Origin of the sequence: Limnobacter sp. SAORIC-690, from assembly GCF_002954425.1 — a bacterium.
In the GTDB taxonomy this organism is placed as follows: Bacteria; Pseudomonadota; Gammaproteobacteria; order Burkholderiales; family Burkholderiaceae_B; genus Limnobacter; species Limnobacter profundi.
In genome coordinates, this window is sequence record NZ_MQVZ01000001.1 from 672793 (window position 1) to 695089 (window position 22297).

26 protein-coding genes are annotated in these 22297 nt (G+C 53.4%); 10 read left to right on the forward strand and 16 right to left on the reverse strand.

Annotated features, from left to right (window positions below):
• Positions 1–10 precede the first annotated feature (10 nt).
• Genes BSZ31_RS03135 through BSZ31_RS03145 form a run of 3 tightly spaced genes read right to left on the reverse strand, consistent with a single transcriptional unit; the run spans position 11 to position 2685 of the window.
• Positions 11–661: a response regulator transcription factor gene (locus BSZ31_RS03135; RefSeq protein ID WP_105027515.1), complete on the reverse strand. Its 651-nt coding sequence runs from the start codon at positions 659–661 to the stop codon at positions 11–13.
• Positions 658–2001: a sensor histidine kinase gene (locus tag BSZ31_RS03140; RefSeq protein WP_105027516.1), complete on the reverse strand. Its 1344-nt coding sequence runs from the start codon at positions 1999–2001 to the stop codon at positions 658–660. The genes BSZ31_RS03135 and BSZ31_RS03140 overlap by 4 nt, the downstream gene beginning before the upstream one ends.
• 9 nt (positions 2002–2010) lie before the next feature.
• Entirely contained in the window at positions 2011–2685 is a 675-nt protein-coding gene (locus tag BSZ31_RS03145; protein WP_146106570.1) for a response regulator transcription factor, read from the reverse strand.
• A 202-nt stretch (positions 2686–2887) separates the two neighbouring features.
• On the opposite strand from BSZ31_RS03145, the gene BSZ31_RS16670 reads away from it, so the two are divergent.
• The 7 genes from BSZ31_RS16670 to BSZ31_RS03180 all read left to right on the forward strand — a co-directional run bounded on the left by BSZ31_RS16670 (position 2888) and on the right by BSZ31_RS03180 (position 10067).
• Positions 2888–3184: a hypothetical protein gene (locus BSZ31_RS16670; RefSeq protein WP_146106571.1), complete on the forward strand. Its 297-nt coding sequence runs from the start codon at positions 2888–2890 to the stop codon at positions 3182–3184.
• A gap of 3 nt (positions 3185–3187) precedes the next feature.
• Positions 3188–4426 carry a PqqD family protein gene (locus BSZ31_RS03155; RefSeq protein ID WP_105027519.1) on the forward strand — a complete coding sequence of 413 codons (1239 nt, stop codon included), beginning with the start codon at positions 3188–3190 and terminating at the stop codon, positions 4424–4426.
• 130 nt (positions 4427–4556) lie between these two features.
• On the forward strand, positions 4557–6707 hold the full coding sequence (locus BSZ31_RS03160; protein WP_105027520.1) for a TonB-dependent siderophore receptor: 2151 nt from the start codon (positions 4557–4559) through the stop codon (positions 6705–6707).
• Between the two features lie 94 nt (positions 6708–6801).
• Positions 6802–7728, forward strand: a complete 927-nt coding sequence (gene rpoH / locus BSZ31_RS03165; RefSeq protein WP_105027521.1) for an RNA polymerase sigma factor RpoH — start codon at positions 6802–6804, stop codon at positions 7726–7728.
• Positions 7729–7801: 73 nt separating this feature from the next.
• A complete protein-coding gene (locus BSZ31_RS03170; protein WP_105027522.1) occupies positions 7802–8479 on the forward strand; it encodes a glutathione S-transferase in 678 nt (225 codons plus the stop codon).
• A 16-nt stretch (positions 8480–8495) separates the two neighbouring features.
• Positions 8496–9221, forward strand: coding sequence for a hypothetical protein (locus BSZ31_RS03175; RefSeq protein WP_105027523.1), 726 nt, complete (start codon positions 8496–8498; stop codon positions 9219–9221).
• Positions 9222–9431: 210 nt separating this feature from the next.
• The gene (locus BSZ31_RS03180) at positions 9432–10067 is read left to right on the forward strand and encodes a hypothetical protein (RefSeq protein WP_105027524.1); all 636 of its coding nucleotides are present in this window, start codon (positions 9432–9434) and stop codon (positions 10065–10067) included.
• On the opposite strand, the gene BSZ31_RS03185 is transcribed toward BSZ31_RS03180, so the two are convergent.
• Genes BSZ31_RS03185 through BSZ31_RS03205 form a run of 5 tightly spaced genes read right to left on the reverse strand, consistent with a single transcriptional unit; the run spans position 10068 to position 14072 of the window.
• Positions 10068–10676, reverse strand: coding sequence for an SCO family protein (locus BSZ31_RS03185; protein ID WP_105027525.1), 609 nt, complete (start codon positions 10674–10676; stop codon positions 10068–10070).
• A gap of 5 nt (positions 10677–10681) precedes the next feature.
• Positions 10682–11584 (reverse strand): heme o synthase, encoded by a 903-nt coding sequence (gene cyoE, locus BSZ31_RS03190; RefSeq protein WP_105027526.1) that lies wholly within the window; start codon positions 11582–11584, stop codon positions 10682–10684.
• An 8-nt stretch (positions 11585–11592) separates the two neighbouring features.
• Positions 11593–12600, reverse strand: coding sequence for a heme A synthase (locus tag BSZ31_RS03195; RefSeq protein WP_105027527.1), 1008 nt, complete (start codon positions 12598–12600; stop codon positions 11593–11595).
• A gap of 12 nt (positions 12601–12612) precedes the next feature.
• On the reverse strand, positions 12613–13245 hold the full coding sequence (locus BSZ31_RS03200; protein WP_105027528.1) for a cytochrome C oxidase subunit I: 633 nt from the start codon (positions 13243–13245) through the stop codon (positions 12613–12615).
• Positions 13242–14072, reverse strand: coding sequence for an SURF1 family protein (locus BSZ31_RS03205; RefSeq protein ID WP_105027529.1), 831 nt, complete (start codon positions 14070–14072; stop codon positions 13242–13244). Before BSZ31_RS03205 ends, BSZ31_RS03200 begins: the two co-directional genes overlap by 4 nt.
• Positions 14073–14125: 53 nt before the next feature.
• Here BSZ31_RS03205 and BSZ31_RS03210 point away from each other — a divergent pair, with 53 nt between their 5' ends.
• Complete coding sequence (locus BSZ31_RS03210; RefSeq protein WP_008247552.1) at positions 14126–14326, forward strand: twin transmembrane helix small protein; 201 nt, start codon at positions 14126–14128, stop codon at positions 14324–14326.
• 94 nt (positions 14327–14420) lie between these two features.
• Here BSZ31_RS03210 and BSZ31_RS03215 read toward each other — a convergent pair whose 3' ends face one another.
• The 8 genes from BSZ31_RS03215 to BSZ31_RS03245 all read right to left on the reverse strand — a co-directional run bounded on the left by BSZ31_RS03215 (position 14421) and on the right by BSZ31_RS03245 (position 20814).
• Entirely contained in the window at positions 14421–15275 is an 855-nt protein-coding gene (locus BSZ31_RS03215; protein ID WP_105027530.1) for a cytochrome c oxidase subunit 3, read from the reverse strand.
• Between the two features lie 63 nt (positions 15276–15338).
• Positions 15339–15569 carry a DUF2970 domain-containing protein gene (locus BSZ31_RS03220; protein WP_105027531.1) on the reverse strand — a complete coding sequence of 77 codons (231 nt, stop codon included), beginning with the start codon at positions 15567–15569 and terminating at the stop codon, positions 15339–15341.
• Positions 15569–16135 carry a cytochrome c oxidase assembly protein gene (locus BSZ31_RS03225; RefSeq protein ID WP_105027532.1) on the reverse strand — a complete coding sequence of 189 codons (567 nt, stop codon included), beginning with the start codon at positions 16133–16135 and terminating at the stop codon, positions 15569–15571. The genes BSZ31_RS03220 and BSZ31_RS03225 overlap by 1 nt, the downstream gene beginning before the upstream one ends.
• Before the next feature lie 33 nt (positions 16136–16168).
• Positions 16169–16306 (reverse strand): cytochrome oxidase small assembly protein, encoded by a 138-nt coding sequence (locus tag BSZ31_RS16830; protein ID WP_008247543.1) that lies wholly within the window; start codon positions 16304–16306, stop codon positions 16169–16171.
• A gap of 127 nt (positions 16307–16433) precedes the next feature.
• Positions 16434–18038, reverse strand: coding sequence for a cytochrome c oxidase subunit I (gene ctaD, locus BSZ31_RS03230; RefSeq protein ID WP_008247542.1), 1605 nt, complete (start codon positions 18036–18038; stop codon positions 16434–16436).
• A gap of 19 nt (positions 18039–18057) precedes the next feature.
• The gene (gene coxB / locus BSZ31_RS03235; protein WP_240605756.1) at positions 18058–19176 is read right to left on the reverse strand and encodes a cytochrome c oxidase subunit II; all 1119 of its coding nucleotides are present in this window, start codon (positions 19174–19176) and stop codon (positions 18058–18060) included.
• Positions 19177–19282: 106 nt separating this feature from the next.
• Complete coding sequence (locus tag BSZ31_RS03240) at positions 19283–19795, reverse strand: DUF2244 domain-containing protein (RefSeq protein ID WP_206018537.1); 513 nt, start codon at positions 19793–19795, stop codon at positions 19283–19285.
• A gap of 185 nt (positions 19796–19980) precedes the next feature.
• Complete coding sequence (locus BSZ31_RS03245) at positions 19981–20814, reverse strand: methyltransferase domain-containing protein (protein ID WP_168426826.1); 834 nt, start codon at positions 20812–20814, stop codon at positions 19981–19983.
• Between the two features lie 139 nt (positions 20815–20953).
• Between BSZ31_RS03245 and BSZ31_RS03250 the strand changes: the two genes are divergently transcribed.
• Together BSZ31_RS03250 and trmL are read left to right on the forward strand one after the other, a co-directional pair.
• The gene (locus BSZ31_RS03250; protein WP_105027536.1) at positions 20954–21679 is read left to right on the forward strand and encodes a ComF family protein; all 726 of its coding nucleotides are present in this window, start codon (positions 20954–20956) and stop codon (positions 21677–21679) included.
• A complete protein-coding gene (trmL, locus tag BSZ31_RS03255; RefSeq protein WP_105027537.1) occupies positions 21676–22146 on the forward strand; it encodes a tRNA (uridine(34)/cytosine(34)/5-carboxymethylaminomethyluridine(34)-2'-O)-methyltransferase TrmL in 471 nt (156 codons plus the stop codon). Before BSZ31_RS03250 ends, trmL begins: the two co-directional genes overlap by 4 nt.
• Positions 22147–22297 lie beyond the last annotated feature (151 nt).

A 22297-nucleotide genomic window follows, 5' to 3' on the forward strand; every position in this document is an offset into this window, starting at 1 on the left:
GGATGTGAAATCAAACCAGCGGAGTGGTCAATCCCCAAGCAATCGCAAGCTTGGTCAGTTCAATGTCACTACTAACCTGTAATTTCTTTTTGATCTGGTAATGAATGTTGTGAATGGTTTTTGCGCTCAGGAAAAGCAAGTCGCCAATTTGCTCAGCCGACTGACCAGCCACCAGCAAACACAACACCTCGAACTCGCGGCTGCTCAATTCATCAAGCCCACCCCTGTTGTCGCGCAAGCGCGAGAGTGCCATTAAACGCGACAAGTCAGCACTCATGAAAGTGCGGCCTGCCAAGACCTCGCCAATGGCGCGCAACAGCACTTCGGGCCTGCTGCTTTTGGTGACATAACCTTTTGCGCCAGCGTCCATACACGCACGCGCCAGTTCGATTGAATTGTGCATGGTAAACATCAGAAATTTCACCTCAGGCCAACGCCCCAACACCCGCTGAACCAGGTTCAAGCCGACCGGCTCGGGCATGCTGATGTCGCAAATCACCAGCGCAGGCAAGTCTTTTTGGCAAGCGGCATAAGCCTCCTGCGCGTTTTCAGCCTCACGCACCTGCTTGAAACCACCTTGTGTTTCCAACAAATGCCGATAACCGGCACGCACCACGGCGTGGTCATCCACCAGCAAAATACTGAGGTCAGCGTTGTTCATGAAGTACCTTTTTGTTGAAAACGGGCAGACACCACAAACCGGTTTTCTTCAACCTGGGCTTTGAATACACCACCATGTACACGTACCCGTTCAGCCAGCAAGTTCAAGCCCATGCCGCCCGATGGCACCTGCGTTTCAATCGGTTGGGGCAAGCAGTTTTCAACACGCAGTTCTAGCACCCCAGCCTGCAATGCCAAACCCAAATTCACGGGCACCCCCGGTGCTGCGTGCCGCCGCACATTGGCCAGGCACTCTTCCACGGTACGGTAAACACACAGGGCGCGGTCTTGGTCCAAACTGTTCAAGGCGGCAGGTTCTAGATTCAGGTTCACCGTCCAACCGCTGCCCGCATTAATTTCCCAGCGAGTGCACAGGTCTTGAATGGCCATGCCAAGATCAGCCCCCTCTAACACAGGCGGGCACTTGTTGACCAACACCGCCCGCATGCGCTCGAACGCGCCCTCAATTTGCAGCTCGATTTCTTCCAGCTTTTCCTGCACCTCAGTATCGCCACCTTTCACTTGCGCGCGCAGCTGGGCGCAATTCACCGCGATCAGGCTAAGAGACTGGCCCAAATCTGCGTGCACCAAGTGGGCCAACTCCCGCCGTTCATCTTCCTGCACATTCAGCAACTTCATCATCAGGTTTCGGCGGGTTTGGGTAAGCCGCCACAAACGCTCGTTCAAGCGGTTTACCCCTTGCGCAATACGGCCAAACTCCCGTGGCTGCACATCTGGAAGTTGCGCTGGCGGCGGGCTGTCCTCGGAAATGGCAATCGAATCGATTTTTTCGACCAAGGTTGCGGCGGGCTGCAAGGCGCGACCAATGACCACATAAGTCAAGGCGGCAAGGCTGGCCACGATCAGGGTGCTAAGCAACAGCAAGTCGCGCAGCGTATTCCAGAATTTGGCCAGCACCAACTGCGGGTCAGCGGTGATGATCAACTCACCGAATGGTTGGCCCCACAGGCCAACGGGGCGCGGCTGCGCTTCAATTTGTACACCCAACAGGCGCATCAACTGGGCCTCGACAGGATGGCGTACCAGCTGCTCACAACCCTCTTGCCGCACCTGTCCGTTCCAGCCCTCGTAACGTATGCAATAAGGTGCCAACAACAAACCGTACTGGCTGCCCACCAGCACGGGCGAGCCCTCGATTTCGGGATTAATTTGCCGCTTGTACATGGAGTACTCCACCATCTCGTGCAAGCGCGTGGCATCGCTGGCCAAGGCTTCGTCCACCTCATTGGCCGTGCGCAGCACCACATAGGCGGAAATCAGCACCCAGCACAACAGGCCAAGGGTGATCATCCGCACCAGCAAATAGCGTTTCAGGTTCATTCAAACAGTCTAATCGGCGTTGGGCTGCAAGTGCGCCAGCGCGGCCTCCCCATGCAGGCGGGCCGCCAGCTTTCTTGCAACCGAATAATTGCTCACTGCCTCGCCACGGTTTTGAACACCCAGTCGCCCAAAGGCTTCCTTGATGTGGGCATTCACCGTGTCGGGACTCATGCCCAGTATCTTTGCAATTTCCTTGCCTGTTCTACCAAGGGACACCTGTTCCATCACCTGTGCCTGTTTGATGGTCAAAGGCTTGGGGCTACCGGGCATTTGAATCAGACTTTGAAACTCGTTCCGTTGTGAAATTGAATTCAGGTTGACTGAATCACGTTTCAGGAAAGCTTGAACCTGAACCATTAATTCTTTGTAATGCTGGCTTTTGGAGAGCAGCAGCGCACCCGAATTGGCCACCTGCCTTTCAATTCTCGCATCGCCCAGAGCGGTAAAAAAAATGCGAAGTGAGCTGGAAAAACGTTGTGACACCATATCGATTACCTCAGCAGGTTTGCTGTCGGGCAACACCAGGTCGGAGACCACCAGGTCTACATCCGCTGGCTCTATTTGCTGAAGCTGCTCAACAGAATCAACCACCCGAGCAGTTAAGCCCGGCACGACAGCAGCAATAATTTCCTCAACGACCATGGCCGAGGTCGGATGGTCTTCCAGTATCAATAAGTTCTTCAAACCCTTTTCCCCAAAAGTGTGGTTGTCGCTTGGCGTTTTCAAATAATTTTTTTATGAATTGTTAGTGCGATTATCAATTGAAATGTTTAGTTATGTAAAGAATGCAAACAGGCTTACAACTCTGTCAGCACTTTTTGAATAGCTGCGTTTCAAGTGAATGGGCGCAATTCTCGAGGCGACCACAATTGACAGGGGAAGTAGAATGTCACACACAGACGATGAGAAATTAAAAGCAAGAAGGGCCATGCTGGCCAAAGTGGGTTTGGCCGTGGGTGCGTTGTATGCCGCGCCTGCAATGGTGGGCTTGGCCACGGCACAGGCAGGTAGCCGTTCCAGGCCCAGCCGAAAGTCACGCCCATCCCGGTATGACCATTACCACACACGCTATGGCCGGGGCTACCGTTCTTCCCGGCGCTCACGCCCAAGCAGATATTCACGATATTCCCGCTACTCGCGTTATTCCCGGGTAAGCCGCCCCTGGTTTTATATTCGCTTCTAGACAATGAACGCAGTACCACAACAAAGCCCCGCCTGCCTGTTGCTGAGGTTCGAAGGCACGGCAGGTGAAGTGTGCGTGCCCAACGAGCCGGCGTTGCTCCAAGGCCTCACACAGCTTGTTCCAAGCTGGAAATACACCTGCACACCAACACATGGCAAAGCCTGTGACATGCCACACAACTGCATTACGAGGATTAACAACAGCCAGAACACCCCCTACACTTTTGACATTGAATCTGTTTATCTGGACGAGCCATTGCTTGGCTTGCCCGCCGCCAGTGCACTGTGCGCACTGCTGGCCGATGTGCTTGAAACCCACATTGAGGAAAGTCCAAACCCGATTGCCCTGCATGCAGGGGCTTTTGCAATCGGGGGTCGGCTTATTGCGGTTACAGGCCCGCGACGGGCAGGCAAAAGCACGCTGATTGCAAGACTTTGCGCCGAACCAGACCTGCAAATTTTCTGTGACGATGTATTGCCCATCAGCCCTCAGGGGGAAGGTGTGGCGCTGGGTGTAGCACCACGTTTGCGCCTGCCCCTGCCCGCCAAGGCGAGCATGCATTTCAAGCAGTTTGCCAGGCAACACATGGGGCCACACGACAGCCGCTACGGTTACCTGTGTGCCAGCAACGTGGCACTGCACGGCGTGCGCCTGCCGCTTGGCGCAATCGTGGTACTGGACCGGCAAACCGACACCCCGGCATGCCTTCACACCGTGAACGAAGACGATGCCCTGTTTTACACACTTGAACAGAATATGGGGCAGTTCAACTCGCCCGGCGAAGCCTTGGCAACAACGCAAGCACTTCTGGGCAAAATTACTTGCGTTCGACTGGTGTACAGCAACCTGGAGGAAGCCGTGCAACTGCTTCGAAAAGCTTTTGATGGCAAAGAGGCCATTAATCCTGATCTTCAGGTGAAGCCTGCACAGGGTTGGGTGCCGCCAACCCCCGAGACCCATACGCTTGCAGACACGGGCCGCGTATTCAAACGAGCACCTACCGCAGCCTTGCGCCGCATCGATCAGTCCGCCTTCCTATGGCAAGCTGGCGAACACACCCTTTGGCGCCTGAACACCGAGGGGCAAGCCGTGTGGGCGCTGCTTGAAATGCCGGGCAACGCCGGGGAGCTGGCCGAAGCATTGGCCGAGGTATTTGTAGAAGTGCCACAAAAACAACTTGAGCACGATGTCCTGAAGATGCTTGGCAAAATGTGGGCTGAAGGTTTTTTGATCGAGCAATAAAGCGGCAAACTCGGGTAGTGACAAATTTTCAAGAGAACCACTATTCCAATTTAATTGATAATGATTCGCATTATTGTTACTATTAATAAATCTTTATTCCGATCACTCAAACATCCCCCAGAACCTTGCCATGCAAAAACCCCAGCAACCCTATGCCCTGTTACACCTACTCATCGTCGCTGCCCTGAGTGGGCACACAGTTGCCTTCGCCAACACAACTTCCCCGGCCGGACAAACATTGCCCGAAGTGAAAGTGGTAGAACAAACCCCAGCCCAGGAAAATCCTGCCGGCCCTTTTGAGGGCTATGCTGCCAGCCGCAGTGCCACTGCAACAAAAACCAATACAGCAATCGCTGAGACAGCCCAAGCCATTTCAGTGATTGGTCGCGATCAACTCGAAGATCAAAACGCAAACGATTTGGGCCAGGCATTGCGCTACACGCCCGGTATTCAGGGCGAGCCATTTGGAGTGGAACCCCGTTTCACCTTTTTCAGAATTCGTGGCTTTGATGCGTCCACGACAGGGCTGTTTCGCGATGGCCTTAAACTCAGCAATCCCGGGTTTTCAATCAGCTATGGCCTGGAGCCCTTTGGTGCTGAGCGAATTGAAGTGTTACGCGGCCCCTCCTCCGTGCTGTACGGGCAGGCCAGCCCTGGCGGTTTGGTTAATTTTGTGACGCGCCGGCCCAGCCAGGAAACACACCGTGAATTTGGCATTGAAGTGGGCAGCTTTGACAGAAAACAAGCCACTTTGGACATTGGCGGTGCGCTTGAAAGCAATGATGAATTCAGCTATCGCCTGACCGGTTTATTGCGAAACAGCGACACACAGGTGGATTTTGTGCACGACGACAGAATTTACATTGCGCCAGCGATCACCTGGAAACCCAATTTTGACACCAGCTTAACGCTACTCACCCACTACCAGAAAGACGACACCATTTCTTCACAGGCCTTGCCTGCTGCAGGTACGCTTCTGCCCAATCCAAACGGACCAATTCCACGCAACCGCTTCTCGGGCGAACCCGGTGTGGACAAATACGAAAGGGAGGAATTTTCTGTGACCTCGCTTTTGGAACACAAGCTCAACGACTCCGTCACACTTCGACAGAACACGCGCTACTACCAAACCGATCTGAACGATGTGGTGGTGTTCAGCAACTCACTTCAGGCTGACCAACGCACAGTGGACCGTGCTTACTTCAGCAGCTTTGGCAATTTGGCTTCCCTGACATTGGACAATCAATTGGAATACCGCTTTTCCCTGGGGGCTGCAAAGCACACCTTGCTGAGCGGTATCGATTTTCAGAATGTCGAGCTTGATTCCATACAAGCCTTTGGCGCAGCCCCTTCGCTTGACATCTACAACCCAGTCTACGGATCGCCGGTCAATATTCCCGCGCCGTTCAGAAATGACAGCACTGAGCAGCAACAGTTGGGTTTTTACCTGCAAGACGAAATTCGCTACGAGCAATGGATAGCCACCCTGGCGGGCCGCTATGACGAAGCAAAAAACAAGGTTAACGATCTACTAATGAATAGGCAAAGCAGGCAAGACGACAGCGCCACAACCGGGCGCGCAAGCTTGATGTACCAATTCGTCAACGGTATGGCGCCATACCTTAGTTACACCGAGTCTTTCCTGCCGGCTTTGGGCACCGATGCGAACGGGCGGAATTTTGATCCCGAAACCGGTCAGCAATTCGAGGTGGGGGTCAAGTTTCAACCCAACGCTGCCAGCCAGTTCAATGTGGCCTTGTTCGACTTGACTCGCGAAAACTTCCTGACCACAAACCCAAACACATTTGCTCAAGAGCAAACGGGCGAAGCCCGATCCAAGGGCATTGAACTTGAGGCACTGACGGCAATCACCGACCAACTCAACCTGATCGCGAGCTACACCTACACCGACGTTGAAATTACGCGCTCAACCGACCCAGCGGAGTTGAATCGCCGCCCGGTTCAAACACCAGAGCACTTGGCCTCATTGTGGGCTGATTACACCTTGCGTGGCGATGTGCTGAATGGCGTCGGTATTGGCCTGGGCGCACGCTACCTGGGTTCTACCTTTGCAGACGCCAGCAATACCTTGAAGGTACCCAATGCAACAGTGTTTGATGCAAGTATTCACTATGACTGGAAACAGGCCCGTTTTTCCCTGAATATTCAGAACCTGTTCGACCGCGAGTACGAACCCAGCGCCTACATTCGCGGGGGAACGCCGTTCACGGTTGCAGCACAAGAGCGGACCGTTCAGGCGCAAGTCAGTTATCGCTGGTGATTCCAAGGAACTTTTCCGGGTGATTAGCACTCTTTCGCAGGGAGTGCTAAAATTAACTGGAAATTGGTTCATTAATTCGGAGAACACCGCAATCATGACCACCGCATTGACCCTTGCTAACCCACGCGCCGCTGGCAGCAGCCTTGCTGTGCGCGACCCATGGGCACTGGTGGCCCGTGGCCCGCTTGGCAACCTAGATGCCTATATTTCAGCCACACACCAAATTCCCATGCTGTCGCCCGAGGAAGAAGTTGAACTTGGCGAACGCCTGCAACGCGACAACGATCTTGAAGCGGCCCGCCGCCTGGTGCTAAGCCACCTGCGACTGGTGGTTGCAGTGGCACGCCAGTATTTGGGCTATGGCTTGCCCCACGCCGACCTGATTCAGGAAGGCAATATTGGTCTGATGAAAGCCGTGAAGCGATTCGACCCCACACGCGGCGTGCGGCTGGTCAGCTTTGCGCTGCACTGGATCAAAGCTGAAATTCACGAATACATTATCCGCAACTGGCGCATGGTGAAAATGATCACCACCAAAGCGCACCGCAAGCTGTTTTTCAACCTGAACAGTTTCAAGAAGTACGGCCAAACCCTGTCGCCCGACCAAATCAACGAGGTGGCCAGTGAGTTGAATGTACGCCCCGAAGATGTGTACGACATGGAACGCCGCATGGCGGGCCATGAATTCAGCCTGGACCCGGTGGTAGACGTGGACAGCGAAGAAAACAGTTACAATCCCGTGCGCTATTTGGCCGCCGAAGGTGCCGAGCCCACAGAGGTGCTGGAAGGTGTCAACATGGAGCGCCTGCACAGCGAAGGTCTGGACCTGGCCTTGGCCAGCCTGGACGAGCGTAGCCAGCGCATTATTTCCAGCCGCTGGTTGGCCGGTGACAACGCCAAAACCCTGCACGACCTGGCTGCAGAGCTGGGTGTGTCGGCCGAGCGGGTTCGCCAAATTGAAACCCAGGCCATGAAAAAAATGAAAACCGCTTTGCTGAAATATGAACAGGGCGAGGTTTAAAACAGGGCTGTAATCATTTTGGGTGAAAACTAACCTACACTAAGGGCTTGGCAACAAGCCCTTTTTTACGACCATGATCGAAGTACACCACCTGGAACACTCACGCTCGCAGCGCATTATCTGGCTGCTTGAAGAACTTGGCCTGCCTTACAAGGTAACCCGCTATGCGCGCGACGCCAAAACCTACCTGGCCCCACCCGAATTGCTGAAAATTCACCCCCTGGGGAAATCGCCGGTGATTACCGATGGCGACATTACCGTGGCCGAGAGCGGCGCCATTGTGGAATACCTGATCGACAAGGCTGGCGGCAAATTTCGCCCTGCTGCAGGTACCCAGGCACACCGGGACTACACCTACTGGATGCACTTTGCCGAGGGCACAGCCATGCCCCCACTGGTCATGACCCTGGTGTTCAATAAAATTGAAAATGCCCCTGTACCCGCTTTGCTCAAGCCAATTGTGCTGCCAATTGCACGCGGCATTTCCAAGCAAGTCAAAACCAGTTTCATCAACCCCAACCTTGAAAAGCAGTTCGCTTACATTGAAAGCGTGCTGGCCAAAAATGAGTGGTTTTGCGGCAGCGAGATGACCGGCGCTGACTTCATGATGAGTTTTCCACTGGAAGCAGCCATGAGTCGCGCCGAGAGCATCAACAGCATGCCCAAAATTGCAGCTTACGTAAAACGCATCCACGCAATGCCCAGCTTCAAAAAAGCACTGGAAGTGGGCGGTCCTTACAATTACGCTTAATTTCGCTGAATAACGCATGAACGCAGTAAGCACGTCGATAGAACAACAGGCAAAAATCACCAAAATCAACGGCAGTGTGCAGTTGATTAGGGATGGTTTCTTCCTGCCCGCGCAAGCAGGCATGGTTCTATTGCCGGGCGACCGTGTTTTCAGCGATGCGGGCGGCAAGGCAGTCATTGAGTTCACTGGCGTGAAAGATGCGCTGATTATTGAGAATGGTGCGGCTGCCACCTTCAACCTGGAAGTGGTTGAAATGGACGAAGCACCGCAGTGGATCGCCACCGACCTGTATGGCCAGGGAGTGTATTTCGACGGCCAACAGGCTTCCGAAAACAACGCAGGTACTGCGGACAACCCGGACCTGTTCGGACTGTTTGGCACCACCAACGCCAATGGCGAGTCGACCGGCTACCCGGTGCTGGAAAGCCTGGTGTTTTTAGGTGCCACCGCAGCCATATACAGCGACAACGAAGACAACACAAACACCACTGAAACCACCAGCACCACCGAATCGGGCAACAACGACTCAGGCACCAGTGGCAACAACAACCCGCCACCTGCCCCTGAACCGAATCCCAACCCGGAACCTGAAGAACCTGCTGCCAGCCCCCTGGACGCCGTACTTTCCCCGGTGACCGATGCACTGGATGGTTTACTCTCAACCCTTGGTGCGCCCTCCCCTGTGGGCAGTTTGGCCGTACCTTTGCAAGCAAGCAGCAACAGCCCCGATTTGCCAAGTTAAGACCCTGGCACTTGAACACTCGATGGGTTGGCCTGTCCTCTCAATAGGATATGACTCGTTAGTAACTTAAGAGACAATTCCTTTGCGGATCGAGCGAAGCTCTGTTCTGCACAACGGAATTAGCTTTGTGCATAGAACTATGCGTGACGAGAATACGCTCATTCACTGAATAAGATGTGAATTGAGTTTGGCAGCAAAGGACCTTTTTTTATGAGCGGTAACACCAACTTCGGACTCGATTTTTCAGAGGCCAAATCAATTGTCAGCACTGGCAAACCTCTCGAATTCACCACAAACCCCAAATTCGATTTATCAACCCTTTACGCGTTCACAGCACCTGAAGGTGTACAACGCGCAAGCGGCCCCTGCGCCCTGGGTACCATTTTGCACCACCATGACATTGGCTGGAACCACCTGCCCAAAGATCGGCACGGCCACCCCTTGAATGACCCCTACATTCACGAAATCATGCGCTGGGCCGAATGCCCAGATTTGCTAGGTGGCAGTATGGGTACCTCGCCCGCGACCATGCTGAAGGGCCTGAAAAAGGCCGGGCTTGTTGCCAACTGGTACGCAGGCAACAAGCCACAAGCCACACTGAACCTGATCCGTAGCGAACTCTTTGAAGGCAGACCCGTAATTGCACTAATCAATCACGGCCCGGAAGGCGAACCACTGTTGCTGGAATGGGAGGTTGTGTTCAACATTGAAAACGACACGGTGAGCTCGAAACAGACAAGCATGGCGCAGCGGCACAAAAAGCGCAGCATTGCAGAATTCACGGCTCAAATGGCCATGAACCTGCAACAGCTCAGTTGCAGCGTAATTACTGCGAGAAAAGACTAGTTACTTGCCGTCGAGAATTTGTTCAACATCGCTGACCACGGGTGCAGAATCTGCGTTGTGGCGAACCAGCAAACGGGCGCGACCTTGCTGGTCGAACACATAGCTTGCGGAGGTATGGTCCATCAGGTAGTTGTCGGGCCTGCTGCCTTCCACCTTGCCGGCGTACACCCGCAAGCCAGCCAACAGGGGCTTCAATTCTTCGGAAGATTCCGCGGTAAGTGCATCAAAGGTAGGGTTGAACTGGGGCACATACTTTTTCAGCAACTCGGGCGTGTCGCGCTCTGGGTCAACAGACACAAACAGCACCTGCAAGTTGTCGCCCTTCTCGCCCAGTTTGGCTTTCACCTCGCTCCATTGCTGCATGGTAATGGGGCACACATCGGGGCAATGGGTGTAGCCAAAAAACATGGCCACCACTTTGCCTTTGTAGCTTTCCATGGTGCGCTCTGTACCCGACAAGTCTTTTAACTTGAAGTTGGCCACCAAAGAAGAACCCGTGATGTCTGTGTTGATAAAGGTGGCAGGGCCTGCACTGCAGGCGGCCAACAGAGCCACCGCGCCGAAAGCCAGCCATGTTTTTACCCAACGAAACTGTTTGAAACTGCCCATACTGCTTACACCGTTACATAGTGATCGACCAACAAGGCCGCGAACAAAAACGCCAGGTAGGCGATGGAATAGGTGAATGCCTTTTTGGCCAAGGCATCGCTGTAGTTCTTCCAGATCTTGTAGCCATACCCAATGAATATGGCGTTCAGCACCACAGCGCTGAGCAGATAAATCAGCCCGCTCATTTTCATGGCGAAAGGGATCAGCGTGGTAGCTGCCAGCATGATGGTGTACAAAAACACATGGAACTGCGTGAATGCAGCGCCGTGGGTGACAGGCAACATGGGCAGGCCCGCGCGCGCGTATTCTTGCGTGCGGTACAGGGCCAGCGCCCAGAAGTGCGGCGGCGTCCACACAAAAATAATCAGGAACAGTACCAGCGCTTCAGCCGAAACACTGTTGGTAACCGCTGCCCAGCCCAGCACCGGTGGCATGGCACCCGAGGCACCACCAATCACAATGTTTTGTGGCGTGTTTGGCTTTAACAGCAAGGTATAAATAATGGCGTAACCCACAAAGGTGGCCAGTGTCAGCCACATGGTCAGCGGGTTTACGAACACATAAAGAATCCACACCCCAACACCGCCCACCATGCTGGAAAATACGAGTGTTTGAAGCGAATTCAGTTCACCGCGGGGCAGTGGGCGTGCACGCGTGCGCGCCATTTTCGCGTCAATTTGCTGCTCAACCAGGCAATTGAAGGCAGCCGCAGCGCCTGCCACCAGCCATATACCCAAAGTACCCGCAATCAACACCTGGGCATTGGGCAAACTGGGTGTTGCCAAAAACATGCCAATGACCGCACAGAATACGATCAAGGCCACCACACGTGGCTTGGTCAATGTCCAGTACTGTTTGGCCACGTGAGAAAAACTACTCACGGCTTTTGTTTTTTCAACGGATGGCATGTGGAGCCTTATGAAATTCGATGGCGATTGCCCGCAACCCGATAGTTTACCAAGATCAGGGTGACCAACAACAGCGCTGCGCCCCCATTGTGCGCCACGGCCAACCACAAAGGCAATTGAAACACCACGTTGCCAATGCCCATGGCAATTTGCAAAGCCAGCACGGCCACCAGTTTAATGGCCAGGGGCTTGGTGCCCGGGTTGCGCCACAGGGCAAAAGCGAGGAAGCCCAAAATGCCGGTAACCACCAAAGCGCCAATGCGGTGAATGAAATGAATGGCCGTCAGCGATGCCACATTCAAAATTTCACCTTCAGGTGTTTCACCCAAATGACGAACAATGTGAAATGCATCCTTGAATTCCATGTGCGGCCAGAAGCTGCCCTGACAGGTGGGAAAGTCGGTACACACCACCGCAGCATAGTTGGTGCTCACCCAACCACCCAGAATAATTTGCGCTGCCACGGCCACAAAACCAACACGCGCCAGCACGCGCAACCCGCTGAGATCGCGGGGCGGCGCCACGGTACGGGCCGGGCTGGTTTGCCCCAGCCACAGCCAGGTCAGCATGCCTAAAATGGTCATGCCACCGATCAGGTGACCGGTCACAATGGCCGGCTTGAGCAGCATGGTAACTGTCCAGGCACCAAAAGCACCTTGTAAACACACAGCGAAAAACAGCCAGGTGGCCAAGGCGGGGGACTGTTTCAATTCAGCCCGCTTTTTCCAGGCCATCACCATGATGCCGATAATCAAGAAACCCAAAAATGTGGCCACGTAGCGATGCGCCATTTCCTTCCAGGCTTTGGGCATTGAAACCGGACCGTGTGTTCCGCCTTGAATTTCAACAGCTTGTGCAATTTCTTCGGCCGCATGCGTGGGGGTCAGCTTGCCATAACAGCCCGGCCAGTCTGGGCAACCCAAACCAGCGTCGGTCAGGCGTACAAAAGCGCCCAACATAATCAAAAGGAATGTAAGTACTGTGGTGAATGCGACCAAACGCTTGTAACTGCTCATGCTGCTCTCGTTTTATCCGATGTTTGAAGCCCACAACAGGCGGCTAACGTCTTTGCGAAACTTGTCGAACTGAAGGGTATTGTTGGGCGGAAAACGCATCATCACGTGGCCCAATGGGTCGGCCACAAACACGTGGTCGCGCACAGTGCCAATGTCGGCACTGCCTTTGTTACCCACAATGCCTTGCTCCAGTGGCAACCAGCTTTTCAACTGATCTTCGCTGGCGCGCACAAAATGCACATCGGGGAATTGGCGCAACAGCAGGGTTTCAAGGGGGCCGTCATCGGTAACAAACACCACACGTTCAATACGGCCCTGCTCTTTGCCTTTTGAAGCACGGGCCTGCCGCTGGAAGTACATGGTGTTTTGGCACACTTCGTCGCAATTGCTGTTGATCACCTGAATCAGCACCCACTTGTCGGCCACCTGCTGCATGGTGAAGTCATCACCATTGATGTTTTTGAACACATCGGTCGACACATCGACCTGTGGATCAAGAATGGTGCCGTAATTGTTGGTGCCTTCGGGCTTGTCGAAAAAATACAAATAGAAAGCCGCCGCAATGGGCAAGGCACAGGTGAGGAACACCAGCAAAATGGTGATTCGGCCTTTGTTCAGCTTCGCGGGTGCGCTGGCTGCGTTCATCTTTTATTCCCTTTGTAAAACTCGCTTCGAAAAAACTCTCGGTAGACAAAAAACAGAGTCAGCAACACCAACACCGCCGACATGGTAAACCACTGAAAGGCATAACCCCGATGCTTGGCCACTTGTTCTTGCAGGGGCACTGCCAAGTGATAAAAACCACCTGCAATACTCGCCTTTGGCTGTTGCCCAGCGGTTTGCGCCACGGGCTGCTGGGTTACCACAAAATTGCTCACTGGCTCGCCAGTGCGCTTTTCAAATTCATTCACACTAAAATTCGACCACACCTCAAAGCCATTGCTTTGGGCCATCACAATATTCTCGGTATCGCCCAAGGCAATGCCGCGCAATTCAGCAGACTGGGCAAAGCGCGGCAAAATGGTGCCCTGTAAATTGAACATTTCACCGTCCCGCATGGCCCCAGCTGGCATATTGGGCGCAAGCCGTGGCTCGGCAGGATTTCGCAGCAACAAGCCCCGATCAACGGGTATTAAAAAGTTTGCACCCTCTGGCCGAAAACCCTGCACCACTTGAACGGCCGGCCTTCCGTTTACTTGACGATTGTCTATATATATCAGGGCTTTGGCCTCGAACCTACCCCTCAATTCAATTTTCCGGTAGGACAAATTGTCCAAGTCCAGCCGGGCACTGGCTGGAGAGACAGGCTCGGCCGCCAATGCGCGCGCTTGCGCATCAAACAGGGTTTGTTTTTCCTGCGCCCGCCCGGTTTGCCATTGCCCCAAACTGAAGGTGAGCCACACCAGTCCAGCCCCGATCAACAAGGTGAAGAGCAGCTTGACTTTGCCAGGTGTTTTCACTGCATTAACCATGACATACTTCCACTTGTGTGCTGTACACGGTTAGTTTTTGAAAGGTGTTCACCATGAAGTTGATCATTGGCCTGGCGTTCCTGGGCATTCTGGCAAGTCTGGGTTCGGCTTTTTTCTTTCTCATGAAAGACAAAAGCAAGTCCAGCCGAACTGTAAATGCATTAACCATGCGCATCGGTTTGTCCATCGCGCTGTTCCTGCTGATTCTGTTTGCCTGGTACATGGGCTGGATAGAGTCAACTGGCATTCGATAAGCTCAATGTAAGCTCGATATCCAAAAAAAGCCACCGGAGTTTTCCAGTGGCTTTTTTCATTGTGTGTTTTACAGCCTGCCGGGAAAAGCCCGTGTTACAGCCAGTAAACCACCACGTACAAGCCCAACCACACCACGTCCACGAAGTGCCAGTACCAAGCAGCAGCTTCAAATGCAAAGTGGCTGTCTGGCGTGAAGTGGCCCTTGATACAGCGAATCATGATGAAGAACAGCATGATAGCGCCAATGGTCACGTGGAAGCCGTGGAAACCGGTCAGCATGAAGAAGGTTGAGCCGAAAATGCCAGAAGTCAGTTTCAGGTTCAAATCGCGGTAAGCGTGAATGTATTCATAAGCCTGGAAGCCCATGAAGATTGCGCCCAACAACACGGTTAGCGCCAGGCCCCAAATCAGCTGTGAACGCTTGTTGGCGATCAGCGCATGGTGTGCCCAAGTCAGGGTAAGGCCTGAAGTAAGCAGCAAGGCGGTGTTGATGGTTGGAATTGGCCATGGACCCATGGTTTGAAACGCATCCACAGTGCCTGCCGGACCAGTATTGGGCCAGTTGGCGGTGAAGTCGGGCCACAGGAATGCTTTGTTGTCGATGTCGCCAAGCCACGGCATTGCAATTTGACGGGCATAAAACAAGGCACCGAAAAACGCGGCGAAGAACATGACTTCAGAGAAAATGAACCAACCCATTGACCAGCGGAAAGACACATCCACGCGGGCGCTGTACTGGCCACTTTCAGATTCGCCCACCACATGCTTGAACCAGCCTGTGAGCACATAAATTAGAATACCCATGCTGAGTGCAAACAGGTAAGGGCCCGATGCAGCGCCGTTTACCCACTGGGACATGCCCAGTACAAAAAAGAACATGGCCACTGCGCCAAGCACAGGCCACTGGGACAAGCCGGGCACAAAGTAATATGGTGCATTCGCACGCATGGTGGTTTCTCCTATTTCTTTAATTTAGATGCTTCAATACTGCAACAGCAAATTCCGTACGGCTTAAGCGGAACTCACCACAAAATTTACCAACACCAGCAACCCAATTACAAAACCCGCGGCTGCCAGGAGGCCCACGACAATGACGTGAACCGGATTTAACTTTTGCATGTCTTCAGAGTGGTTTTTACCCTTTCGGACACCGAAAAACGACCACAAAACGGCTGACAGGGTTTGCAGAAAAGTGGCGGTGCTCGCTTTACGCGATGCGGCCTCTTTGATGTCTTTCGACATTATTCTGCTGCCATGGCTGTTGCGCCGGCCACTTCAAAAAACGTGTAACTCAATGTGATGGTATGTACGTCTTGTGGCAACTTGGGGTTGATCACAAACACCACCGGAAACTCTTTGGTTTCACCCGCTTTGAATGGTTGCTGCTTGAAGCAAAAACATTCCAGCTTGGTGAAGTGCTCAGCCGCTTTGCTGGGCAAATAACTGGGTATGGCCTGGCCTGCGGTGTCGTTCTTCAGGTTGTTGTACACCACATAATTCATGGTAACCAATTCGCCGGGGTGAACCATCATTCGATTGGTCTCGGGCTTGAACTGAAACTTGCCCCGCTCATTGGCATCAAAAATCACTTCAATGCTTCGGCTTTTGTCCACCTGGGTGTTCTTGACGATTTCTTCCGCATTCTTGGTTTGCGGTGTGAGCACGTTGATCCCGGTGATTTCGCAAATGGCCTTGTAAATAGGCACCAGCGCGTAACCGAAGGCAAACATGGCCACAACAATCACCACAAGGCGCACAACCATTTGTTTGTGCAAACCGCTTGTTTTCTGACTATTTCCGTTGGCCATGCTGCTTTACCTCTACTGCGAATTCATTAAAACCTAGTTCACCAAACTCAAGATGCTCGGTTCCATCACCTTGCGAATCAGAATGCCGATGAAAAACACGGCAGCCACCGACAGCAAAATCAAACCAGTGCGCTTGTTTTGTTTGGCTTTCTCTTTTTCCTCAGGGGTCACGCTTACTTCCTTGCTGAACCAATTCGTTGTGTAAAAAAGCCTTGTGTGCCTAACACCTGCACAAAGCCGCTTTACGCAACGGGGGGTTGGTGAATACCAAACCCCCATTGTTAAACCCGTGGGTGAATTACTTCACTGTGGGTGGATCTTCAAAAGTATGGAACGGCGCTGGTGATGGAACAGTCCACTCCAGACCTTCGGCACCTTCCCATGGCTTGGCAGGTGCTGCTTCGCCTTTCTGGAACATCCATGCGCGCAGTACACACCACAGGAAGATCAACTGGGACAAACCAAACCAGAAAGCACCGATGGTGGCAATGGCGTGGAAGTCAGTGAACTGTGTGGCGTAGTCGGCGTAGCGACGTGGCATACCGGCCAAACCCAGGAAGTGCATTGGGAAGAAAGTGACGTTGAAGCTGATCAGTGAAGACCAGAAGTGCCACTTGCCCAATGTTTCGCTGTACATGCGGCCAGACCACTTGGGCAACCAGTAGTAGGTGCCTGCAAACAAGGCAAACAGTGAACCCGCCACCAGCACGTAGTGGAAGTGAGCCACCACGTAATAAGTGTCTTGCAGCTGAATATCAACTGGAGCAACAGCCAGGATAAGACCAGTGAAACCACCCATGGTGAACACGAAAATGAAACCCACTGCAAACAGCATGGGGGTTTCGAATGTCATGGAGCCTTTCCACATGGTGGCCAGCCAGTTAAACACTTTCACACCAGTAGGCACCGCGATCAGCATGGTTGCATACATGAAGAACAACTGGCCGGTTACAGGCATGCCGGTTGTGAACATGTGGTGCGCCCAAACAATGAAGGACAGAATCGCGATGGACGCTGTGGCGTACACCATGGAGCTGTAACCGAACAGTGTTTTGCGTGCAAAGGTGGGCACAATGTGGCTGATGATGCCGAAGGCCGGCAAGATCATGATGTACACCTCGGGGTGACCGAAGAACCAGAAAATGTGCTGGTACATCACGGGGTCGCCGCCGCCGGCCGCATTGAAGAAGGATGTGCCGAAATGGCGATCAGTCAACACCATGGTGATGGCACCGGCCAACACAGGCATCACTGCGATCAACAGGTAGGCAGTGATCAACCAGGTCCAGGCGAACATCGGCATTTTCATCAAGGTCATGCCGGGAGCGCGCATGTTCAGGATGGTGGTAATGATGTTGATGGAACCCATGATCGATGAGGCACCCAGAATGTGCATCGCGAAAATGGCTGCATCCATGCCGGGGCCCATTTGCACAGACAGCGGTGCATACAGAGTCCAGCCAGCAGCGGTTGCGCCGCCGGGCATGAAGAACGATGCAGTCAGGATGATCGCTGCAGGAACCATCAACCAGAAGCTGAAGTTGTTCATGCGGGCAAAAGCCATGTCAGAACAGCCGATTTGCAGCGGAATCATCCAGTTCGCGAAGCCCACGAATGCAGGCATTACCGCACCAAACACCATGATCAAACCGTGCATGGTGGTGAGCTGGTTAAAGAACTCGGGCTGAACCAGTTGCAGGCCAGGTGCAAACAGTTCTGCACGCAGCATTAGCGCCAACACACCGCCTTCCAGCAGCATGATGAACGAGAAAATCAGGTACATGGTACCGATGTCTTTGTGGTTGGTTGCGTACAACCAACGGCGCCAACCATGCGGATGGTCGTGCGCGTGGTCATGGTCGTGACCATGGCCGTGGGTTAAATCTGCCGCGGTAGTGCTCATGTAAATCTCCTAAGCAATATTAACGTGCAGCCGTAACAGCACTTGGCTGAACAACCGGGTCGGTGCCTGCGCCAGCGTTGGCCCAAGCGTTTCGTGTGTAAGTGATCACTGAAGCAATTTCAACATCGCTCAACTGTTTCCAGGCTGGCATGCCAGCACCCTTGCCATTGAGCAAAATTGCAATTTGATCAGCCTGTGGACCCACCACCGAAGGTGCAGCCACCAGTGAGGGGAATGCGCCCGGGATGCCTTCGCCAGAAGCCTGGTGGCATGCCGCACAGTTGGCGTTGTACACCTGCTCGCCACGGGCAACCATGTCTTCCTTGGTCCATTCTTTGGTGGGGTCGTCTTGCTTGGCTTTCATTTCGTCAAGCTTGGCCTGAACCCACTTGGAGTAATTTTCTTCGGACATCACTTCAACCACGATGGGCATGTAAGCATGGTCTTTGCCGCACAACTCAGCACACTGGCCACGGTAAATGCCTTCTTTCTCGGCTTTGAACCAAGTGTCGCGCACGAAACCGGGAATCGCGTCCTGCTTCACGCCGAAGGCGGGAATCATCCAGGCGTGAATAACGTCGTTGGCAGTGGTTACCACGCGAACTTTCTTGTTCACGGGCACAACAACGTGGTTGTCCACTTCCATCAGGTAGTTTTCACCGCGTGCAACAGCCTGACCTTGGTGGTCGTCAATTTGGTCGCGTGGTGTAGTGAGCGTGGACAGGAAAGCAATGCCTTCACCTTCACCGGCCAAGTATTCATAGCCCCACTTCCATTGATAACCAGTGGCTTTGATGGTGAGGTCGGCGTTGGAGGTGTCTTTCATCGCAACCACTGTTTTGGTTGCGGGCAAGGCCATGCCGATCACGATCAGGAACGGAACAATGGTCCATGCGATTTCAACTTTCACGCTTTCATGGAAAGAGGCTGACTTGGCGCCCTTTGACTTGCGGTGTGCGTAGATTGAGTAAAACATCACGCCAAACACGGCAACGAAAATGACCAGACAGATCACCAACATCAACGTGTGCAAATCGTAGATTTGACGCGCGATTTCGGTAACCGGTTCAGCGAGGTTGTACTGCAAAGGTTGCCCAGAAACATTCTCGGCAAACGCTGCACCTCCGAAGGATGTCATCGCAATTGCAGCGGCCGAAGCAACAGCTTTGCGAATACCCAAGGACGACTTCAACATGGCGATCCTCAATCTCAAAAAAAATATCAAACTGGTGGAAGCCGCATGCCTATACCGCACATGCTGCCCTTGCCAGTGCTGCCTTTAATTCCCGGTGCAGCGCTGACTTGTCTTTTTCGGCAATGAATTTGCCTATTTTTACTTGTTGGCCCCTGTGACTGAACAACAAAGGCGCTTTGTACTTTCCGTTGTAACTTAATTTGGCCCATTGGGGTGACCATTCAAGCTGGGTTAGTTTGGTGCCGTCTGCCATAACTAGAATAAGCTGGTTGGGCTGCAGTTCGATCATTTCGTAATCAGCCGCATGCCTCGCGTAAATTACAAACGCCGTTCCCACCAACAACAACTCGATTCCAGCGAACGGCAACACAATCCAGAAACCTGCCAGCAAAAAGCCCGTTGCAACTACCAAAGTAATTGCACACAAACTGAGGTACCACTGCAAAAGCTGCTTGGGACTAAGCGAACAGTTGCGTCGAAAAACCCATCTACTGCTTTGCGGCGCTGGGATTTGCCCGTCGCCGCTCGCCGCATTAGCTGAACTTGAAATTTCTGGAATCATGCCCATTTACCTCTCAGAGAGCAGTCATTCAGATCCAATGCACACCCAAAAGAGTGCATCAAAACCTTCGAATTATAGGCTCAAGGCTCTAAAGCAAGCAATAAGACAGGTGCAATCCGCGCCTGATTTCCCAGAAATAAGTTAAAAACAATGCGCTACATTTGAAAATGCTGCGCAGCAGCACGCTATTTCGAGCCTTTGCGCCCCTTGATGTCTGAAATTTTTACGGTAGCCACGTCGGTTTTGGTTTTTCTTTTGACCTTCCAGGCGTGCCCGTAGACCAGCTCCAAGGTGAGAGGAATGCGCCCTGTTTCCGGATCGCGCAGCCGCTCAAGACAAAGAATGGCTTCAGAAAACTGACGTGACGTTCGCAAACCTTGCTTGCGCGTTTCCAGGTGATTACCGCACAGGGCACGCCAATCCTCAAGCAACTTGGCTGGCGAGCTGTAGGTCAACGTCAGCTTTTCCATTTCCATGACCGGGTCAGAAAAACCCTGCTTGCTCATCAGGTCGCCAAGGTCGTGCATGTCTGCAAAATCGGGAAAAGATTCGCCCATGGCCTGCGCAAAACTTTGCAATTCACGGGCTGTATCGGGACCAAAACAGCTGAAAAACACCCCGCCTTCAGGTTTTAATACCCTCAACCATTCGGCCAGGCATTGACCTGGGTCAGCCACAGCATGCAACCACAAGGGCGACCAAATCATGGCCTGGCTTTCGCTGGGCAAAGGCAAAGGACTGTTGGTTGGCAGTGCGATGGTCGAAGCAGGCTTGGGTGCCGCCCGGCCGGGCCAAAGTTTGGCCAAAAAAGAAGCGGCAGCCTGTTCAAGCTGCTCTACCGGCACGTGAATTGCCTTGGGCGCAAACACAGCAAATTCACGCCCAACAAACAGGTTTTTTACATTCATCAAGGCCGCAGGGTGTAACCAGCCTTGATGCACCACCCCTCCCTCGACCGGGCGCATAATTTGCGCGCGGTTCACCATGCGTTGGTTTACCTCTTCGAGTATGAAAGGCAATGGTTTTGCTAGGCGCCGGGACCATTGTTGCGCCAAGGCGGTGTTTGATCGGGGAATTTTCCAGAACTGCGAGGACATTGTGGGGCTAGCTGTTTCAGCAAAAAGGTGGTGCAGTCTATTCTATAGAACTTGCCAGTGTATGGGCGACGCCATGGTGCCGGGGCGCTGCGTGGCCTGCCAAATGCCGATGCAAAACAGTACTTCCGGTTTTAGGCGCTTTGTGTGCAGCCACTGCGAGCCCCTGATTCACCACCGCGAGGCTGTGCGCTGTAAACGCTGCGCACTTGCACTTGGTCCGCGCCTCCAAGCGTTTGGATGGACGCATTGCAGGCATTGCAAACCCATGGTTGAGCATGGCGCACAAGCGCCTTTGGAATGCGTGGTGTGCAGTGATTACCTTGCTCCGGTTGATCAATGGATTGCTTTGTTGAAATACGGCAATAACCATGGCATGGCCCGGTTTTTAGGCCACTGGCTGGGAACAAGGGTACTGAAATTGGGCATGGACCTGCCCGATGTATTGGTGCCTGTGCCCGTGAGCCCGGACAAATTAAGGCAGCGCGGCTATAATCAAGCCGCTTTGATTGCCCGGCATTTGGGACGGCACATTCAAAGGCCGGTGAAGGCTGATTGGCTGATCAAAACCCGGGAACTTGGTGCGCAGGCGACCCTGGGCCGAGAAGATCGACTGCAGAATTTGCATGGGGCTTTCAGGGCCACGCGTCGCATCTCTGGCAACATTCGGATCGGCCTGGTTGACGATGTGATTACCACCGGGGCCACCATTCAAAGCTGCGCCGCAGCGCTTCGCAAAGCAGGCGCTGAATCAATTGTAACCATGGCAGTGTGCAGGACCCCAGAATGATTCATGTGGTATTGGTTGAACCGGAAATTCCGCCCAACACGGGCAATGTGATTCGCTTGTGTGCCAACACTGGCGTGCAGTTGCACTTGGTTGAGCCTTTGGGTTTTCCACTGGAAGATGCCCGTATGCGACGCGCCGGGCTTGACTACCATGAGTACGCCAACATGCTGGTTCATCCAAGCTGGCAAGCATTTCTCGACCGCTGCCAACCCGATCCACAACGCTGTTTTGCAATGACCACCAAAGGTAAAAACTCGCCTTTCGCTGTGAAATTCCAAGCGGGTGATTACCTGATGTTTGGCAGCGAGACCCGGGGGCTTTCTGAGGACGTGCGCAACTGGTTTGCCCGTGAGAACTGGCTGCGCCTGCCGATGCGCCCGGAGAGCCGGTCGCTGAACCTGTCCAATTCAGTGGCGGTGATGGTGTATGAGGCTTGGCGGCAGCTGGGGTTTGAAGGCGGAAGCTAGGGGTTATACTTGCCGGGCACCAGTTTGCCCGGGTTCCGATCTCTCGGCGCTTCTTAACCGCCATTCGGCTTGGGTTCCGATCTCTCGGCGCTTATTAATCGCCCTCTCGGCTTGGGTTCCGATCTCTCGCCAGAAAACCTGTACTCCCCTT

Coding starts and splice junctions, on each gene's coding strand:
- BSZ31_RS03135 (WP_105027515.1), bottom strand. CDS start 661: ATGAACAACGCTGACCTCAGTATTTTGCTGGTGGATGACCACGCCGTG.
- BSZ31_RS03140 (WP_105027516.1), bottom strand. CDS start 2,001: ATGAACCTGAAACGCTATTTGCTGGTGCGGATGATCACCCTTGGCCTG.
- BSZ31_RS16670 (WP_146106571.1), top strand. CDS start 2,888: ATGTCACACACAGACGATGAGAAATTAAAAGCAAGAAGGGCCATGCTG.
- BSZ31_RS03155 (WP_105027519.1), top strand. CDS start 3,188: ATGAACGCAGTACCACAACAAAGCCCCGCCTGCCTGTTGCTGAGGTTC.
- BSZ31_RS03160 (WP_105027520.1), top strand. CDS start 4,557: ATGCAAAAACCCCAGCAACCCTATGCCCTGTTACACCTACTCATCGTC.
- rpoH (WP_105027521.1), top strand. CDS start 6,802: ATGACCACCGCATTGACCCTTGCTAACCCACGCGCCGCTGGCAGCAGC.
- BSZ31_RS03170 (WP_105027522.1), top strand. CDS start 7,802: ATGATCGAAGTACACCACCTGGAACACTCACGCTCGCAGCGCATTATC.
- BSZ31_RS03175 (WP_105027523.1), top strand. CDS start 8,496: ATGAACGCAGTAAGCACGTCGATAGAACAACAGGCAAAAATCACCAAA.
- BSZ31_RS03180 (WP_105027524.1), top strand. CDS start 9,432: ATGAGCGGTAACACCAACTTCGGACTCGATTTTTCAGAGGCCAAATCA.
- BSZ31_RS03185 (WP_105027525.1), bottom strand. CDS start 10,676: ATGGGCAGTTTCAAACAGTTTCGTTGGGTAAAAACATGGCTGGCTTTC.
- cyoE (WP_105027526.1), bottom strand. CDS start 11,584: ATGCCATCCGTTGAAAAAACAAAAGCCGTGAGTAGTTTTTCTCACGTG.
- BSZ31_RS03195 (WP_105027527.1), bottom strand. CDS start 12,600: ATGAGCAGTTACAAGCGTTTGGTCGCATTCACCACAGTACTTACATTC.
- BSZ31_RS03200 (WP_105027528.1), bottom strand. CDS start 13,245: ATGAACGCAGCCAGCGCACCCGCGAAGCTGAACAAAGGCCGAATCACC.
- BSZ31_RS03205 (WP_105027529.1), bottom strand. CDS start 14,072: ATGGTTAATGCAGTGAAAACACCTGGCAAAGTCAAGCTGCTCTTCACC.
- BSZ31_RS03210 (WP_008247552.1), top strand. CDS start 14,126: ATGAAGTTGATCATTGGCCTGGCGTTCCTGGGCATTCTGGCAAGTCTG.
- BSZ31_RS03215 (WP_105027530.1), bottom strand. CDS start 15,275: ATGCGTGCGAATGCACCATATTACTTTGTGCCCGGCTTGTCCCAGTGG.
- BSZ31_RS03220 (WP_105027531.1), bottom strand. CDS start 15,569: ATGTCGAAAGACATCAAAGAGGCCGCATCGCGTAAAGCGAGCACCGCC.
- BSZ31_RS03225 (WP_105027532.1), bottom strand. CDS start 16,135: ATGGCCAACGGAAATAGTCAGAAAACAAGCGGTTTGCACAAACAAATG.
- ctaD (WP_008247542.1), bottom strand. CDS start 18,038: ATGAGCACTACCGCGGCAGATTTAACCCACGGCCATGGTCACGACCAT.
- coxB (WP_240605756.1), bottom strand. CDS start 19,176: ATGACATCCTTCGGAGGTGCAGCGTTTGCCGAGAATGTTTCTGGGCAA.
- BSZ31_RS03240 (WP_206018537.1), bottom strand. CDS start 19,795: ATGATTCCAGAAATTTCAAGTTCAGCTAATGCGGCGAGCGGCGACGGG.
- BSZ31_RS03250 (WP_105027536.1), top strand. CDS start 20,954: ATGGGCGACGCCATGGTGCCGGGGCGCTGCGTGGCCTGCCAAATGCCG.
- trmL (WP_105027537.1), top strand. CDS start 21,676: ATGATTCATGTGGTATTGGTTGAACCGGAAATTCCGCCCAACACGGGC.